We start from the raw sequence: 15258 nt of genomic DNA on the forward strand, positions 1-15258 counted from the left end.
CATCGGCCGGCCCGGCAGGGCAGCACCACTCCGCGGCTTCCGGGCCGCGTCCAGCGATCCGTGTCCACCGGGACGGCACGCCGGTGGCCCCCGCGCCCGGGCTGATCCGCATCGGCACGCGCGGCAGCGCCCTCGCCGTGGCGCAGACCACCACGGTGGCCGAGTCGATCGTCGCCGCCACCGGGCTGGAGGCGGTGCTGGTAATCGTCACCACCCGCGGCGACGTCTCGCGCGAGTCGCTGTCGCAGCTCGGCGGCACCGGCGTCTTCGTGAGCGCGCTGCGCGAGGCCCTGCTCGCGGGGCGCTGCGATCTGGCCGTGCACTCGCTCAAGGACCTGCCGACGGGGCCGTGCGACGGGATCGCGCTGGGGGCCGTGCCCCCGCGCGCCGATGCGCGCGACGCGCTCTGCGGGCGGGACGGGCTGACGCTCGCGATGCTCCCCGCCGGGGCGCGGGTGGGCACCGGCTCGCCACGGCGCGCCGCGCAGATCCGGCTGCGGCGCCCCGACGTGGAGGTGCTCGACCTGCGGGGCAACGTCGATACCCGGCTCGGCCGTGTCGGCGCCGATCTCGACGCGGTCGTGCTCGCCTGCGCCGGCCTCGACCGGCTCGGCCGCGGCGCCGCGATCTCCGAGCGCTTCCCGCTCGACGAGGTGCCTCCCGCGCCCGGGCAGGGGGCGCTCGCCATCGAGGTGCGCAGCGCCGACGCCGGGTGCGAGCCCTACCGGACCGCGCTCGACGCACTCGACCACGCACCCTCCCGGGCCACGGCCCTCGCCGAGCGCGCGCTGCTCGCGACCTTGGAGGCCGGCTGCGCCGCACCGATCGGGGCGACCGCCCGCATCGACGGCGAGCGGCTGCTGCTGCGCGCGGAGGTGCACGGCGCGGATGGGCGGGAGCAGCTGGTCTTCACGGACGCGCTGCCCTGGTCCGCCACCGATGCCGAGAGCGCCGGAGTGCCCGAGCTCCTGGGCGCGCGGGTCGCCGATCAGCTGCTGCAGATGGGCGCGGCGCGGATCGCGCCACTGGGGGCGCGGCCGTGAGCGGTGCCCTCGGCGGCGCAGGATCCCCCGCCCCCGTGCTCGCCGGCCTGCGTATTCTCGTGCCGCGCGGTGAGGCCCGGGGCGAGCGCTTCGCCGCCCAGGTCCGCAGCCGCGGGGGCGAGCCCGTGATCGCCCCGCTCACCGAGACCGCCCCGCCGTCCGATCCCGCGCCCCTGCGCCAGGCGATCGCGCGCTGGAATCGCGGCGAGACCAACTGGCTCGTCGTGACCAGCGCTGAGGGAGCGCGCGCCGTCGCCGACGCGGGCATCCGCCCGGCCCCCGCGGCCGCCGGGGCCCGCGTCGCCGCCGTCGGCCCCGCCACCGCGGAGGCGCTCGCGGCAGCCGGCCTGCGCGTCGACCTCGTGCCCGAGCGCGATTACTCGGCGACCGGCCTCGCCGCGGCCCTGCGCACGGAGCTCGCCGGCGGCCCCGCCGCATCGCTGCTGCTGCCGCTCTCGGAGATCGCGGGCGACGAGCTCGCCTCCGCGCTCACCGCCGCCGGGCACCGGCCAGAGCGGGTGACGGCCTACCGCACGGTGCCCGCCCCCCGCGACGCGGCGGCGCAGGCCGTCGAGGCGGAGGTGGCGGCCGGCGGCATCGACGCGATCCTCGTCAGCAGCGGGTCCGGCGCTCGCGAGGTGGCCCGCCGCTTCGCCCCCGTCCCGCGCGGAACCGCAGTCGTCGCGATCGGCCCGCCCACCGCGCGCGCCCTCGCCGAGTGCGGTCTGCGCGCCGACGCCGTGGCCGAGACCCACACGGTCGAGGGCCTGCTCGACGCGCTGGAAGCTCTGATCGCATCCCGTCCCACCACGGAAGGAACCCCCGCATGATCCCCACCGTCCGCCCCCGCCGCCTGCGGGCCACACCCGCGATGCGCCGTCTCGTCGCCGAGACCCGGCTGCACCCGGCCGAGCTGATCCTGCCCGTCTTCGTGCGCGAGGGCATCGAGGAGCCGCGCCCCATCCAGGCGATGCCGGGCGTCATGCAGCACACCCTCGACTCGGTCCGCCGCACGGCCGCCGAGGCGGCTGAGGCCGGGCTGGGCGGGATCATGCTCTTCGGCGTGCCGGAGCTGCGCGACGCCCGCGGCAGCGGCGCCGACGACCCCGACGGCATCCTCAACCGCGCCGCGCGCGCCGTCGCCGCCGAGGCCGGGGACGCGCTCGTCGTGCAGACCGACCTGTGCCTGGACGAGTTCACCGACCACGGGCACTGCGGGGTGCTCGACGCCGCGGGCGCCGTCGACAACGACGCGACGCTGGAGCGCTACTGCGCGATGGCCGTCGCGCAGGCCGAGGCGGGCTCGGCGCTGCTGGGCCTCTCCGGCATGATGGACGGCCAGGTGGCCGCCGTCCGCGAGGCGCTCGACGCCTCGGGGCACCAGGGCACCGCGATCCTCGCCTACGCCGCGAAGTACGCCTCCGCGCTCTACGGACCCTTCCGCGAGGCCGTCGACTCGCAGCTCGGCTCGGACCCCGCGGTGGCGGGAGACCGCCGCGGTTACCAGCAGGATCCCGCGAACCGCCGCGAGGGGCGGCGCGAGGCGCGCCTCGACATCCACGAAGGTGCGGACATCGTCATGGTGAAGCCCGCGGGCACCTTCCTCGACGTGCTCGCCGACGTGGCAGCGGAGAGCGAGGTGCCCGTCTGGGCGTATCAGGTGTCCGGCGAGGCCGCGATGATCGAGGCCGCGGCCGAGCGCGGCTGGATCGACCGGCGCGCCGCGATCGAGGAGTCGGTGCTGGGCATCCGGCGGGCGGGAGCCGGTGCCGTGCTGAGCTACTTCGCCATCGAGCTCGCGGGGTGGCTGCGATGAGCGGCGCGGAGCGGCTCGCGCGCAGCGCCGAGCTGCAGGCCCGCGCCGCGCGCGTGATCCCCGGCGGGGTCAGCTCCCCGGTGCGCGCCTACGGCTCCGTCGGCGGCACCCCGCGCTTCTTCGTCTCGGGGCGCGGCGCGACCGTCACCGACGCCGACGGCAACGACTACGTCGACCTCGTCGCCTCCTGGGGCCCGGCCCTGCTGGGCCACGCCCACCCGGCCGTGGTGGAGGCCGTGCAGGAGGCAGCGGCGCGCGGCCTCGGCTTCGGAGCCTCGGTGCCCGAGGAGGCCGAGCTGGCCGAGGAGATCATCCGCCGCGTGCCCGAGGTCGAGCGGCTGCGCCTCGTCTCGACCGGCACCGAGGCGACCATGACCGCGATCCGCCTCGCCCGCGGCGCGACCGGCCGCCCGCTCATCGTGAAGTTCGCCGGGCACTACCACGGCCACTCCGACGGCCTGCTCGCCGAGGCCGGCTCCGGCCTTGCGACCCTCGCCATGCCGGGCTCGGCGGGCGTCACCGCGGAGACGGCGGCGCAGACCCTCGTGCTGCCCTACAACGACCGTGCCGCGCTCGCCGCCGCCTTCGCTGAGCACGGCGAGCGCATCGCGGCCGTGATCGCCGAGGCCGCGGCCGCGAACATGGGCGTGCTGCCGCCCGCCACGGGCTTCACCGAGTTCCTGCTCGACACGGCGCACCGCCACGGAGCGCTCGTGATCCTCGACGAGGTGCTCACCGGCTTCCGCGCCGGCCCCTCGGGATACTGGGGCATCGAGCAGGCGCGGGTGCCCTCGGGCGAGCGCCCCGACCTCTTCACCTTCGGCAAGGTGGTGGGCGGCGGCCTGCCGCTCGCCGCGCTCGGCGGCCGGGCCGAGCTGATGGAGCTGCTGGCGCCGCTCGGCCCGGTGTACCAGGCGGGCACGCTCTCGGGCAATCCGCTCGCGGTCGCCGCGGGGCTCACGACGCTGCGGCACGCTGACGTGGCGGCCTACCGGGCGCTCGGGCGCGCGGCCGACGCCGTGGCCGCCGAGGTGACCGCGGCGCTCGAGGCGGCCGGGGTGCCGCACCGGGTGCAGCGGGCGGGCACGCTCTTCAGCGTGCTCTTCGGCGCCTTCGAGGAGGCGCCGCTCGACTACGCGACGGTGCAGATGCAGCGGACGGATCAGCACCGCGCCTTCTTCCACGCAATGCTGGAGGGCGGGATCAACCTGCCGCCGAGCGCCTTCGAGGCGTGGTTCGTCACCGCCGCGCACGACGACGCCGCCCTCGAACGCATCGCGGCGGCCCTCCCGGCCGCCGCCGGCGCCGCCGCCCGCCTCTGAGGCGCGGTAGCCCCCGAGCTGCGCGGGCGGGCGCCGCGGGGAGGGTGCGGGGCGTGCCGGGACGCTACACGCGGGCGGTGATGACCGCGAGGGCGGAGCTGAAGATCCGCAGCCCGTCGACGCCGGAGCGCATGGCCTCGGGCATGTCTGGACCGAAGCCCGGCTCGACAGCGTGCTCGGGGTGCGGCATCAGGCCGACCACATTGCCGCGCTCGTTGGTGAGCCCGGCGATGTCGTTCAGCGAGCCGTTCGGGTTGACGCCCGCGTAGCGGAAGGCGACGAGGCCCTCGCCCTCGAGCCGCTTCAGCGTCTCGTCGTTCGCGATGTAGCCGCCGTCGGCGTTCTTGAGCGGGATCACGATCTCCTCGCCCGGCGCGTACTCGTGCGTCCACGCCGTGTCGGCGTTCTCGACCACGATCCGCTGATCGCGGCAGATGAACTGCTGATGCGCGTTGCGGATCAGGCCGCCCGGCAGCAGGTGGGCCTCGACGAGCACCTGGAAGCCGTTGCAGATGCCGAGCACCGGCATCCCCGAGTTCGCGGCCGCGATGACCTCCGCCATGATCGGCGCGATCGCGGAGATCGCGCCCGGACGCAGGTAGTCCCCGTAGCTGAAGCCGCCGGGCAGCACGATCGCGTCGACGCCCTGCAGATCGTGGTCGCCGTGCCACAGCGCCACCGGCTCGCCGCCGGCGATGCGGATGGCGCGCTGCGCGTCGCGGTCGTCGAGGGAGCCGGGAAAGGTGACGACGCCGATGCGAGCGGGCATCAGCGCGCCTCGCCGTCGACGGTGATCGACACGACGTCCTCGATCACCGCGTTCGACAGGATCTCGTCGGCCATCTGCCGCACCTCGGCGAGCACCGCCTCGGTCACCTCGCCGTCGTAGCCGAACTCGAAGCGCTTGCCGATGCGCACGTTCTCGAACTTGCCGTGGCCGAGGCGGGCGAGTGCGCCGGTCGTGGCCTTGCCCTGCGGGTCCAGCAGTTCGGCCTTGGGCATGACATCGACGACAATCGTGGGCACCCGGGATCTCCGTTTCTCGTGGTGAAAGCTGCCTTCATTCTCGCACACCGTCTCGCGAGGCACGGGCGGGCTCAGGCGGCGGTCAGCCGCTCCAGCAGCTCGGCGTAGCGTGCGCGCGTCTGCGAGACGATCTCCGCGGGCAGCGCGGGCGGTTCGCCGCTCCGATCCCAGTGTGCCGAGAGCCAGTCGCGCACGATCTGCTTGTCGAAGGAAGCCAGTCGTTCCGCGCGGGGCAGCGCCGTGTCCGCGTACGCGGCGGCATCCCAGTAGCGGGAGGAATCGCTGGTCAGCACCTCGTCGGCGAGCACCAGCCCGGCCGGGCCCGGGGCGGCAGCGCGCGGATCCCGCCCGAACTCGAACTTGGTGTCCGCCAGGACTACCCCGCGCTGAGCCGCGAGCTCGCGGGCAGCGGCGAAGATGCGCAGCGAGGTGTCGCGCAGCGCCGTCGCGACCTCCTCGCCGACGAGTTCGACGCTGCGCTCGAAGGTGATGTTCTCGTCATGCTCGCCGAGCGGCGCCTTGTAGGCGGGGGTGTAGATGGGGGCGTCGAGCAGATCGCCGTCCTCCAGGCCCGCGGGCAGCTCGATGCCGCAGACCGCCCCCGTGCGCCGGTACTCGGCGAAACCGGAACCCGTGAGCGCGCCGCGCACCACGCACTCGACGGGGAACATCTCCAGCCGTCGCGTGACGGTGGCGCGATCCGCCACCTCGGCGGGCACCGGCGGTGCTCCCGAGTCCGCGCCCGCCAGGTGGTTGGGCACGTCGATGCGCGCGAACCACCAGTTCGACAGTTCCGTGAGCAGTGCGCCCTTGCCGGGGATGGGCGGTTCGAGGACGTGGTCGAATGCGCTCACCCGGTTGCTCGCGACCACGAGCAGGTGTGCGTCGGACCCGTCGGCGGGAACATAGAGGTCGCGCACCTTGCCGGAGTAGAGGTGATTCCATCCGTCGAGCTGCGGGGGCGTGGGGAGTCGGGTCACCATTCCATTCTTTCACCACCCTGGGAGGGAATTTGGCGATTTCTCACCGAGTCGTGGGCGATATGTCGGAGGCGGGGGATACCCTCTGAGATGTGGGCGCGGCACCCGCCGCGGCCTCGCCGCGTCGCGGCAGCATCGAAGCGGCGGTGACCGAAGGCGGCCGGACGCGCGAAGCGGCCGTGTGCCGCACGGAGTGACACGGAGGAGCACCATGATCCCCCTGGGACCGGTTGTAGCGCGCACCCGTGTGCGCGCACCGCGCACCGCGGTCTGGGCCTACCTCTCCGAGCCCGGGCTCCGGGCCGAGTGGTGGCCCGGGACCCGATGGGAGACGGCGGTGGGGGGCGCCGTCTTCGCGGAGCGCTTGAACCTCGGAGTGGCAGCGGACGACGGCGCCTCGGCTGCGGAGACGTCGTCGGCGCGCGAGTTCGCGGGGTCCGTCGATGTCTGGGTGGAGGGTCACGCCCTCGGCTACACCTGGCGCGCGGAGGGCGAGGAGCGCGGCACCGCCGTGCTCCTCACGCTCCGCACCCAGGGCCCGCACACCGGGGTCACCGTGACGGAGACCGGCTTCGACGCGCTCGAACGGCCCGCCGAGAGCGCCGCCGCCGCGCAGCGGGAGTGGCAGGAACTCCTGCAACAGCTCGCCGCGGCCGCGGAGGGCGCCGAGCCGCCGGCCGCTGAGCCGGAAGCGTCGCATCACGGGGCGGAGACGGCGGCCGAGGCGGAGGCCGAGGCCGTGCCGGAGGCGGCGCCCGGCCAGGACGAGGTGGATGCTGCCGACGGTCACGACGATCAGCCGCCCGGCCCGGCCGCCGAGGACGACCCGGATGCGGGGATCGTGCCGCTCGTGCTCCCCGGACCGCCCTCCGCGCCCGCGCAGGCGCCGGCCGAGCTCGAGCTCGCACCCGAGCCGGTCGAGGGCGAGATCGATGAGCCCGCCGGCGCGGAGCTCGCCGAATTCGTCGAGGTGGAGGCGGAGCCGCAGGTGGGCGACCATCTCGAGCTGCCGACGGGGCCGGTGACTGTGCCCGGGGCCGAAGCGGCCGACCGGGGCGAGGCGCCCGGTCAGGGGGCAGACGGTGCGCTCGTGCACGGCGAGAACGACACGATCGAGGTCGAGCGCCTCCCGCCCGGGACGAGCACGGACGGCGGCCGGCCGGCAGACGAAGAGCCCCAGGAACCCGACTTCGACACGCTCATCCGCGGACAGTGAGCTGAGCGTCGCCGCGCGCCCGGGAGCGCGCCCGGGAGGCGAGGCGCGCCGGGCCTGATCCCACCCGCTGCGGTCCTCGCCCCGTCGGAGGGGGATCGTCCCCTCAGGCCACGCGGGCCGCGATGTCGGAGCGGCGCTGACCGCCCTCCAGCCCGATGCGGTCGAGCGCCGCGTAGGCGCGCTCCCGAGCCTGCGCGAAGTCGGCGCCGCGCGCCACCGCGCCGAGCACCCGCCCGCCGCTCGCGACCCATCCCCCCTCCGCGTTCCGGGACGTCGCCGCGTGCACGAGGTGCACGCCGGGCACCTCCGCGGCGCTGTCGAGCCCGCTGAGCTCGCGGCCCGTGCTGACCTCGCCGGGGTAGCCCTCGCTGGCCAGCACGACGATCACCGCGGGCTCCTCCGAGAACTCGGGTGCCGGCAGCTGCGCGAGGCCCCCGTTCGCTGCCGCGAGCAGGTAGCGGCTCAGCGGAGACGCAAGACGGGCGAGCACCACCTGCGTCTCGGGGTCGCCGAAGCGGGCGTTGAACTCGATGACGCGCACGCCCCTCGCCGTCACGATGAGGCCGCAGTAGAGCAGCCCGACGAACGGGGTGCCCTCGGCTTCGAGCCTGCGCACGGTCGGGAGGGCGACCGTGCGGGTGACCTCCTCGACGAAGGCGTCGACGCCTCCCGGCAGCCAGGGCAACGGCGAGTAGGCGCCCATGCCGCCCGTGTTCGGCCCCTCGTCGCCGTCGAAGATGCGCTTGTAGTCCTGGGCCGGGCTGAGCGGAAGCACGTCGTGTCCATCGGCGAAGAAGAACAGCGACACCTCCTGGCCGTCGAGGAACTCCTCGATCAGCACCTCGCCGTGGGGTGCCCAGGTGGCGACGTGGTCGAGCGCGGCGTCCCGGTCCTCGGTCACGAGCACGCCCTTACCGGCGGCCAGCCCGTCGGCCTTCACCACGTAGGGCGCACCGAATTCGTCGAGCACGGAGCCCGCGTCCTCCGCGGAGGCGACGCGCACCGCGCGTCCCGTGGGCACGCCCGCCTCGTCCATCACGCGCTTCGCGAAAGCCTTGGACCCCTCCAGCTGCGCGGCGGCCCGGTCCGGCCCGAACACCGGCACCCCGGCCGCGCGCAGCGGATCCGCGACGCCGGCGACCAGCGGGGCCTCGGGGCCGACCACCACGAGGTCGAAGCCGCGCTCGCGCACGAAGGCCTCGACCGCGGCGGGATCGGTGTACGCGAGAGCGGGGGTCTCGACCCCGCTCGCGGCGATACCCGCGTTGCCGGGGGCGCAGACGATCTCGTGGTCGGCGTTCTCGGCTTGCAGCGCGAGGACGATGGCGTGTTCGCGGGCACCCGGCCCCAGGACGAGAATCTTCACCGCTCCAGGATAGTGGCGCCGCCGCGGGGCCCGGCCGCCGGAGCGGCTGGCGTGGCGAGGCGCGGCGAGGCGCGGCGGCCCGGCGGTCGAAGGACCCCGCAGCGGTGGCGGATCCGCGCGGCGCGGCGGCCGGGGACCGGCGCGCGGGTAGGGTGTGGGTCATGGCGAAGCGGAGGGTTGCCGAGAGCGAGGGGCGGGCGGCCCTTGCGGCGGCCCTCGCCGGGGACGGGTCGCGTCCGGTGCTGGGCACGGCGGTGCGCTACCTCTTGGAGGAGCTCGCGGCGATCGCACCCGGCAACTCCGTGGAGGTGCGGGTGCCGCCCTTCGGGGCCACGCAGTGCGTCGCGGGGCCGCGGCACACACGCGGCACGCCGCCCAACGTCGTGGAGACCGACCCCCTCACCTGGGTGGCGCTCGCCACCGGCGGCCTCGACTGGGACGAGGCGATCGCCGCGTCGAAGATCGTCGCCTCGGGATCCCGCGCCGAGCTGCGGGGACTGCTCCCTCTCATGCGCCCGCCGGCCTGAGGGCGCCGTCCGATCGCACAGGCTCGGCCTGCGACAATAGAGGTATGACTCAGGAAGACGGGCGGGAGACCAGCGGAGCGGGTGCGGCGCCGCAGGGAGCTGGCGAGGCGGAGTTCTCCGCGGGCGCTGCGCAGCCCCTGGACCGGGATCCCCGTGAGCCGGGCGAACACCCGCCGGTGGTCGAGAGCGCGCAGCGCGAGGTCACGCTGCAGCGCTCGGTGCGCTATGGCCGCGTGATCGTCGGGGGTGCGGTGCTCGGCGCCGTGGTCGCGGCGATCGCGGCGCTGTTCTTCCCCGTGGAGGAGGGCGCCGAGTACACGCTGGGACAGGCCGTGGGCCTCGTCGCGGTCTTCGGCGCCGCGGTCGGACTGGGCCTGGGTGCGGTCTGCGCGCTCCTGCTCGGAACGATCGTGCGCCGCCGTCGGGGAAGCGGTGTGGCGATCCAGTCTGACGTGCGATAATCGCGTCATTCCCTATTGATCGGAGTCGTGCTCATGCTCGGAAACCTCAGCGGATGGCACCTGATCGCCATCCTCTTCGTCATCCTCCTGCTGTTCGGCGCCCCGAAGCTTCCGGGTCTGGCGAAGAGCCTGGGCCAGTCGATGCGGATCCTGAAGAAGGAGGTCCGCAGCGACGCTGACGATCGGCCTGCGGCCGCTCCCGAAGCCGAGGAGACGAGGCCCGCGCAGACCAGCGGCGACGTCCCCTCGGCGCCCGCGAGCCCGGGGACCGCCCCGGCTGCGCCGCGGGCCGACGTGCCATAATGGGCGGACGCCCACGATCGGAGTCCACACCCCATGATCGGTAACCTGTCCGGCCCTACGCTGCTGGTCATCCTGTTCATCGTCCTGCTGCTGTTCGGCGCTCCGAAGCTTCCGGGCCTGGCGAAGAGCCTCGGACAGTCGATGCGGATCCTGAAGAAGGAGGTCCGCAGCGACGCGGACTCCTCGGAGACCGCCAAGCCGGAGGCCGGACCGGCGGGGACGGGATCCGCGCCGGCTGCACCGCCCGCGGACAGCGCGCGGCCGGCCGCTCCGGCCGAACCTCCGGCAGCTTCCCGCGGCGGATCCGAGGCCTCGGGGGAGACGCCCGAGAAGCCGCAGGGCTGACGAGCTCCGGAGCGCACCGCGCTCGCGAAAGCGCCCCCGACCTCGTGCCGGGGGCGCTTTCGCGTGCGGGGGCGGGCTCGCGGGCGGCATGCCGGCCCCGCTGTGCCCCGCCCGGCAGGGGCGGAGCCGGCGCAGCTCAGCTCTCCTGCGTCTCCTCGACGAAGCTCAGGTACTCCTCGCTCACATTCCCGGCGATGTACTCGCCCGTGAAGCAGCTCTGCTCCAGCTCGGTGACGTGATCCTGGCCGGCGAGGATCGCCCGGTTCATGCCCTCCACGCTCATGTAGATGAGCCGGTCGGCGCCGAGCTCCTCGGCGATCTCCTCAGAGCTGCGCCCGTGGGCGATGAGCTCGCGGCGCGAGGGCATGTTGATGCCGTAGACGTGCGGAAAGATCACCGGCGGCGCCGCGGAGGCGAAGACGACCGACTTGGCGCCGGCAGCCCGCGCCATCTCGACGATCTCGCGCGAGGTGGTGCCGCGCACGATCGAGTCGTCCACGATGAGCACGTTCTTGCCCTTGAACTCGACGCTCATGGCGTTGAGCTTCTGTCGCACGCTCTTCTTGCGCACCGCCTGCCCGGGCATGATGAAGGTGCGGCCGACATAGCGGTTCTTGAAGAAGCCCTCGCGGTACTCGATGCCGAGCTTCTGCGCCACCTGCATGGCGCTCGGCCGTGCCGAGTCGGGGATCGGCATCACCACGTCGATGTCGAGCCCGTCGAGCTGCGCGGCGATCTCCTCGGCGAGCACGTCGCCGAGGCGCAGACGGGCGTCGTAGACGGAGATGCCGTCGAGCACCGAGTCCGGGCGGGCGAGGTAGATGTACTCGAAGGCGCAGGGCACGAGGCGCGGCTGAGCGGCGCACTGCTGCGAGTACATCCAGCCGTCGGGGGAGATGAGGATCGCCTCACCGGGTTCGACGTCGCGGACGATCTCGTAGCCGCCGGATTCGAGCACGAGCGACTCGGAGGCCACGACCCACTCGTCCTTCCCGTCCGCACCGTCGCGGCGGCCGAGCACGAGCGGGCGGATCCCGTTCGGATCGCGGAAGGCGAGCAGCCCGTAGCCGGCGATGAGGGCGATGGCCGCGTAGGATCCCTCGACGCGCTCGTGCACGCGCGAGACCGCGGCGAAGACCTGGTCCTTGTCGAGCGAGAGCCCCGTGATCCCGGCCTGCAGCTCGTTGGCGAGCACGTTGAGGAGCAGTTCCGTGTCCGAGTGGGTGTTGAGGTGCCGGCGGTCGACGTTGTAGAGCTCGGCGGTGAGCTCCCGGGTGTTGGTGAGATTGCCGTTGTGGACGAGGATGATGCCGTACGGCGCGCCCACGTAGAAGGGCTGCGCCTCCTCTTCGCGGGTGGCCGATCCGCGGGTCGCGTAGCGCACGTGCCCGAGGCCCACATTGCCGCGCAGGCTGCGCATGTCGCGCGTGCGGTAGGCCTCGCGGACCTGGCCCTTGGCCTTCACCATGTGGAAGATGTCGCCCTCGAGCGTGGCGATGCCCGTGGAATCCTGTCCGCGGTGCTGGAGGAGGAGCAGGCTGTCGTAGACCTGCTGGTTGACGGGCTCCGACGAAACGATCCCCACGATGCCGCACATATCGGTGGTGTTGCTCCCTGCAAGTTCGAGGCGTCGCTGCTGACGCGCGGCTTCCAGTCTCGCACACGCGGGAGGGAAGCGGGTGTGCGCGGACGCCGAGACGGGGGTCGCGTCGCGGCATCCGCGAAGCGGCCCCGGCTAGACTGGGCGGGTGAGCGAAACCTCCCCGAACAGCGCCCCGTCCGCCTACGCCCGCTCGGGCGTCGACACCGCGGCCGGCGACTTGGCCGTCGAGCTCATGCGCTCCGCGGTCTCGCGCACGCACGGGCCCGAGGTGCTCGGCGGGGTCGGCGGCTTCGCGGGCATGTTCGACGCGAGCGCGCTGCTCGGCTACCGGCGGCCGCTGCTCGCCTCCTCCACCGACGGCGTGGGGACGAAGGTCGCGATCGCGCAGGCCATCGACAAGCACGACACCATCGGGCAGGACCTCGTGGCGATGGTCGTCGACGACATCGTGGTGGTGGGTGCGAAGCCGCTGTTCATGACCGACTACATCGCCTGCGGCAAGGTGGTGCCCGAGCGCATCGCCGACATCGTCCGCGGCATCGCCGAGGCCTGCGAGGCGACCGGCACCGCGCTCGTCGGCGGCGAGACCGCGGAGCACCCGGGCCTGCTCGGCGCCGACGAATACGACGTGGCCGGGGCCGCGACTGGCGTGGTCGAGGCCGACCGCATGCTGCAGCCCTCCCTGGTGCGCGACGGCGACGTGGTGCTCGCCATGGCATCCTCCGGCCTGCACTCGAACGGCTTCTCGCTGGTGCGCCACATCCTCGCGGAGCGGGGCATCGGCTACGGCGACCGCAGCGCCGAGCTGGGGGCGACGTACGGCGAGGCGCTGCTCACGCCGACCGCGCTCTACACGGCCCCGCTGCTGCGCGTGCTGGAGGATCCCGCGCTCGACGGCGCGATTCACATGCTCAGCCACGTCACGGGCGGCGGGATCGCGGCGAACCTCGCGCGGGTGCTGCCGCGCGGCGCGTGGATCGAGCTGGATCGTGGTGCGTGGTCGCCGCTGCCGGTGTTCCGTCACCTGGCCGAGCTGGGCGGGCACACCCTGGAGTCCCTGGAGGGCGCCTGGAACCTGGGCGTCGGGATGTTCGCGGTCGTCGACGCGAACCGGGCGCCGCAGGTGGCCGCTGCGCTCACTGCCGAGGGCCTCGACGCCTGGGTCGCCGGCACCGTCTCCACTGCGGAGCGCGATCTCGCCGGCTTCGAACAGGGCGCCAAGGGAGTCGACGGCGGCGCCGTTCGCCTCGTGGGCTCCTACGCCGCCTAGACCGGGGCTTCCGACCCGCCCGTTCGGCGCTCGACGAGCGCGGTGGCGATGGCCGCCAGGCCCTCGCCGCGGCCGGTGAAGCCGAGGTGGTCGGTGGTGGTCGCGCCGAGGGACACGGGGGCGCCCACCAGCTCGCTCATCACCCGCTGCGCCTCCGCGCGACGGGCCGAGAACCGGGGCCGCTGCCCGATGATCTGCACGGACACGTTCACGGGACGCCAGCCCTCCGCGTCGAGCCGTGCGAGGGCGAGGCGCACGAAGCCTGTGCTCGCCGCTCCCTCCGTCCCCGGCTCGTCGACGCCCACCAGCTCTCCGATGTCCCCGAGCCCCGCCGCCGCGAGCAGCGCGTCCACGACGGCGTGGCACACGGCGTCGCCGTCGCTGTGACCGGAGAGTCCGGGCTCACCCGGCCAGTCGAGTCCCGCGAGTCGCAGCGGTGATCCCGCGTCGTATGCGTGCACATCGACGCCCGTTCCCACGCGGGTCCCGGGACCCGGGGAGCTCACACCCCCTCCGCGATGCCGGCGACGTTGGCCTCCATGATCGCCTCCAGCAGTGCCAGATCGGCGGGCGTGGTGAGCTTGTGGGCGCGCACCTCGCCCGGCACCGTCCGCACCCGGCCACCGGCGCGCTGCACGACCTCCGCGTCATCGGTGGGCGCTGAACGGCCCGGCTCCGCGCCGGAGAGCAGCGCGGCGTCCGCGTGGGCGGCGGCGAGCAGCTCGCGCGGGAAGCCCTGTGGTGTCTGCACGCGCACGAGTGGCGCCCGGTCCACGGTTTCGTGCACGACGCCCTCGGCGTCGACCCGCTTCAGGGTGTCCGCCACCGGCAGCGCCGGCACCACGGCGTCGCCCGTGCGGCGCACCTCCGCGATGACGCGCTCGAAGAGCGCCGCCGTGGCGAAGGGACGGGCCGCGTCGTGCACCAGCACCACCTCGACGGTGTCGTGCAGCGCCTCGAGTCCGAAGCGCACCGACTCGTGGCGCTCCCGGCCGCCCGGCACCACCGAGACCAGCCACTCGGACCCCTCGGGCAGCACCTGCTCCACGATCTCGAGCGCTCGCACCGCGTGCGAGTCCGGCACGACGACGACGAGGTGGCCGCCGTGCGGCAGCGAGGTGGCGACGCCGATCCCGAACTCGATCAGGGTGCGCCCGTGCAAGCGCACGAAGGCCTTGGGTTCTGCGGCACCGAGCCGCTCGCCGCGTCCGGCGGCGACGAGCACCACGCCGAGCTTCGGCAGCGGGTGCGGGAGCGATCCGGGGTCTTCGCGGGCAGGGAGCGACGCGTTCATGCCCCCAGCGTACCTCGCGGCACGGGGGAGGCAGCGGCCGGGAATCGCCCGCGGACAGCAGAACGCCCCGCGCTGGGCGGGGCGTTCAGGAAGTGGCGCGGATTCTAGGAGGCGAGCACCTGATCGAGCACCTCGGAGGCCTGCTCCTCGTCCGTCTTCTCGGCGAGGGCGAGCTCGGAGACGAGGATCTGGCGTGCCTTCGCCAGCATGCGCTTCTCGCCGGCCGACAGCGAGCGCACCTCCTGGTCGCGGCGCCAGAGATCGCGCACGACCTCGGAGACCTTGATCACATCGCCGGAGGCCAGCTTCTCGAGGTTCGCCTTGTAGCGGCGCGACCAGTTCGTCGGCTCCTCGGTGAACGGGGCCCGCAGCACCTCGAAGACCCGCTCGAGGCCCTCCTGGTCGATGACGTCGCGCACGCCGACGAGGTCGCAGTTCTCCGCGGGCACCTCGATGGTGAGGTCACCCTGGTTGACCTGCAGCTTCAGGAAGAGTTTCTCTTCTCCGCCGAGCTTGCGCTTCTTCACCTCGATGATCTTGGCTGCGCCGTGGTGGGGGTAGACGACGGTCTCTCCGACCTCAAATTGCATCGAGTGGCTCCTTTACAGTCCAACCACTAGAATACCACACCCGTCATCTCCGGGGTTAGGTGACCCTAAGCTGCGCCTGCTATGCGGGGGAGGTTA

General features: G+C 73.8%; 16 protein-coding genes and 1 pseudogene. 10 read left to right on the forward strand and 7 right to left on the reverse strand.

Annotation, left to right across the window (positions count from 1 at the left end):
- Window positions 1–56: 56 nt before the first annotated feature.
- From hemC to B4915_RS11130, 4 genes are read left to right on the forward strand one after another with little or no spacing between them, the layout of a single operon-like run.
- Entirely contained in the window at window positions 57–1043 is a 987-nt protein-coding gene (gene hemC / locus B4915_RS11115; RefSeq protein WP_105805964.1) for a hydroxymethylbilane synthase, read from the forward strand.
- A complete protein-coding gene (locus B4915_RS11120; RefSeq protein WP_105805892.1) occupies window positions 1040–1873 on the forward strand; it encodes a uroporphyrinogen-III synthase in 834 nt (277 codons plus the stop codon). Before hemC ends, B4915_RS11120 begins: the two co-directional genes overlap by 4 nt.
- Complete coding sequence (gene hemB / locus B4915_RS11125; protein WP_105805893.1) at window positions 1870–2859, forward strand: porphobilinogen synthase; 990 nt, start codon at window positions 1870–1872, stop codon at window positions 2857–2859. The genes B4915_RS11120 and hemB overlap by 4 nt, the downstream gene beginning before the upstream one ends.
- Window positions 2856–4181 carry a glutamate-1-semialdehyde 2,1-aminomutase gene (locus B4915_RS11130; protein WP_105805965.1) on the forward strand — a complete coding sequence of 442 codons (1326 nt, stop codon included), beginning with the start codon at window positions 2856–2858 and terminating at the stop codon, window positions 4179–4181. Before hemB ends, B4915_RS11130 begins: the two co-directional genes overlap by 4 nt.
- Before the next feature lie 64 nt (window positions 4182–4245).
- Here B4915_RS11130 and purQ read toward each other — a convergent pair whose 3' ends face one another.
- The 3 genes from purQ to B4915_RS11145 all read right to left on the reverse strand — a co-directional run bounded on the left by purQ (window position 4246) and on the right by B4915_RS11145 (window position 6190).
- Complete coding sequence (purQ, locus tag B4915_RS11135; protein ID WP_105805894.1) at window positions 4246–4950, reverse strand: phosphoribosylformylglycinamidine synthase subunit PurQ; 705 nt, start codon at window positions 4948–4950, stop codon at window positions 4246–4248.
- Window positions 4950–5207, reverse strand: a complete 258-nt coding sequence (gene purS / locus B4915_RS11140) for a phosphoribosylformylglycinamidine synthase subunit PurS (protein ID WP_105805895.1) — start codon at window positions 5205–5207, stop codon at window positions 4950–4952. Before purS ends, purQ begins: the two co-directional genes overlap by 1 nt.
- A 71-nt stretch (window positions 5208–5278) precedes the next feature.
- Window positions 5279–6190, reverse strand: a complete 912-nt coding sequence (locus B4915_RS11145) for a phosphoribosylaminoimidazolesuccinocarboxamide synthase (protein ID WP_105805896.1) — start codon at window positions 6188–6190, stop codon at window positions 5279–5281.
- 208 nt (window positions 6191–6398) lie between these two features.
- Here B4915_RS11145 and B4915_RS11150 point away from each other — a divergent pair, with 208 nt between their 5' ends.
- Entirely contained in the window at window positions 6399–7403 is a 1005-nt protein-coding gene (locus tag B4915_RS11150) for an SRPBCC family protein (protein ID WP_105805897.1), read from the forward strand.
- A gap of 103 nt (window positions 7404–7506) precedes the next feature.
- Here B4915_RS11150 and purD read toward each other — a convergent pair whose 3' ends face one another.
- Window positions 7507–8769, reverse strand: a complete 1263-nt coding sequence (gene purD, locus B4915_RS11155; RefSeq protein ID WP_105805898.1) for a phosphoribosylamine--glycine ligase — start codon at window positions 8767–8769, stop codon at window positions 7507–7509.
- A 161-nt stretch (window positions 8770–8930) separates the two neighbouring features.
- Here purD and B4915_RS11160 point away from each other — a divergent pair, with 161 nt between their 5' ends.
- From B4915_RS11160 to B4915_RS11175, 4 genes are read left to right on the forward strand one after another with little or no spacing between them, the layout of a single operon-like run.
- Entirely contained in the window at window positions 8931–9296 is a 366-nt protein-coding gene (locus tag B4915_RS11160) for a sterol carrier family protein (protein ID WP_105805899.1), read from the forward strand.
- 44 nt (window positions 9297–9340) lie between these two features.
- Window positions 9341–9757: a hypothetical protein gene (locus B4915_RS11165; RefSeq protein WP_105805900.1), complete on the forward strand. Its 417-nt coding sequence runs from the start codon at window positions 9341–9343 to the stop codon at window positions 9755–9757.
- Window positions 9758–9790: 33 nt separating this feature from the next.
- On the forward strand, window positions 9791–10060 hold the full coding sequence (gene tatA / locus B4915_RS11170) for a twin-arginine translocase TatA/TatE family subunit (protein WP_105805966.1): 270 nt from the start codon (window positions 9791–9793) through the stop codon (window positions 10058–10060).
- Between the two features lie 33 nt (window positions 10061–10093).
- The gene (locus B4915_RS11175) at window positions 10094–10405 is read left to right on the forward strand and encodes a twin-arginine translocase TatA/TatE family subunit (RefSeq protein WP_105805901.1); all 312 of its coding nucleotides are present in this window, start codon (window positions 10094–10096) and stop codon (window positions 10403–10405) included.
- Window positions 10406–10541: 136 nt separating this feature from the next.
- Here the strand turns inward: B4915_RS11175 and purF are convergent, their stop codons facing one another.
- A complete protein-coding gene (gene purF, locus B4915_RS11180; RefSeq protein WP_105805902.1) occupies window positions 10542–12002 on the reverse strand; it encodes an amidophosphoribosyltransferase in 1461 nt (486 codons plus the stop codon).
- Window positions 12003–12153: 151 nt separating this feature from the next.
- Between purF and purM the strand changes: the two genes are divergently transcribed.
- Window positions 12154–13278 carry a phosphoribosylformylglycinamidine cyclo-ligase gene (gene purM / locus B4915_RS11185; protein ID WP_105805903.1) on the forward strand — a complete coding sequence of 375 codons (1125 nt, stop codon included), beginning with the start codon at window positions 12154–12156 and terminating at the stop codon, window positions 13276–13278.
- Here the strand turns inward: purM and ispD are convergent.
- Together ispD and B4915_RS11200 are read right to left on the reverse strand one after the other, a co-directional pair.
- A pseudogene (ispD, locus tag B4915_RS15125) lies at window positions 13275–14572 on the reverse strand (2-C-methyl-D-erythritol 4-phosphate cytidylyltransferase). The gene purM and the pseudogene ispD sit on opposite strands and share 4 nt — an antisense overlap.
- A 104-nt stretch (window positions 14573–14676) precedes the next feature.
- Complete coding sequence (locus tag B4915_RS11200; RefSeq protein WP_105805906.1) at window positions 14677–15162, reverse strand: CarD family transcriptional regulator; 486 nt, start codon at window positions 15160–15162, stop codon at window positions 14677–14679.
- Between the last annotated feature and the right edge of the window lie 96 nt (window positions 15163–15258).

The sequence above is a fragment of the Leucobacter massiliensis genome (assembly GCF_002982315.1).
Taxonomy (GTDB): domain Bacteria; phylum Actinomycetota; class Actinomycetes; order Actinomycetales; family Microbacteriaceae; genus Leucobacter; species Leucobacter massiliensis.

What these genes read in the sequence shown, in the direction of transcription:
- B4915_RS11165 (WP_105805900.1), top strand. Translation starts at nt 9,341, where the DNA reads ATGACTCAGGAAGACGGGCGGGAGACCAGCGGAGCGGGTGCGGCGCCG.
- B4915_RS11160 (WP_105805899.1), top strand. Translation starts at nt 8,931, where the DNA reads ATGGCGAAGCGGAGGGTTGCCGAGAGCGAGGGGCGGGCGGCCCTTGCG.
- tatA (WP_105805966.1), top strand. Translation starts at nt 9,791, where the DNA reads ATGCTCGGAAACCTCAGCGGATGGCACCTGATCGCCATCCTCTTCGTC.
- hemB (WP_105805893.1), top strand. Translation starts at nt 1,870, where the DNA reads ATGATCCCCACCGTCCGCCCCCGCCGCCTGCGGGCCACACCCGCGATG.
- B4915_RS11150 (WP_105805897.1), top strand. Translation starts at nt 6,399, where the DNA reads ATGATCCCCCTGGGACCGGTTGTAGCGCGCACCCGTGTGCGCGCACCG.
- purF (WP_105805902.1), bottom strand. Translation starts at nt 12,002, where the DNA reads ATGTGCGGCATCGTGGGGATCGTTTCGTCGGAGCCCGTCAACCAGCAG.
- B4915_RS11145 (WP_105805896.1), bottom strand. Translation starts at nt 6,190, where the DNA reads ATGGTGACCCGACTCCCCACGCCCCCGCAGCTCGACGGATGGAATCAC.
- purQ (WP_105805894.1), bottom strand. Translation starts at nt 4,950, where the DNA reads ATGCCCGCTCGCATCGGCGTCGTCACCTTTCCCGGCTCCCTCGACGAC.
- B4915_RS11130 (WP_105805965.1), top strand. Translation starts at nt 2,856, where the DNA reads ATGAGCGGCGCGGAGCGGCTCGCGCGCAGCGCCGAGCTGCAGGCCCGC.
- B4915_RS11175 (WP_105805901.1), top strand. Translation starts at nt 10,094, where the DNA reads ATGATCGGTAACCTGTCCGGCCCTACGCTGCTGGTCATCCTGTTCATC.
- B4915_RS11200 (WP_105805906.1), bottom strand. Translation starts at nt 15,162, where the DNA reads ATGCAATTTGAGGTCGGAGAGACCGTCGTCTACCCCCACCACGGCGCA.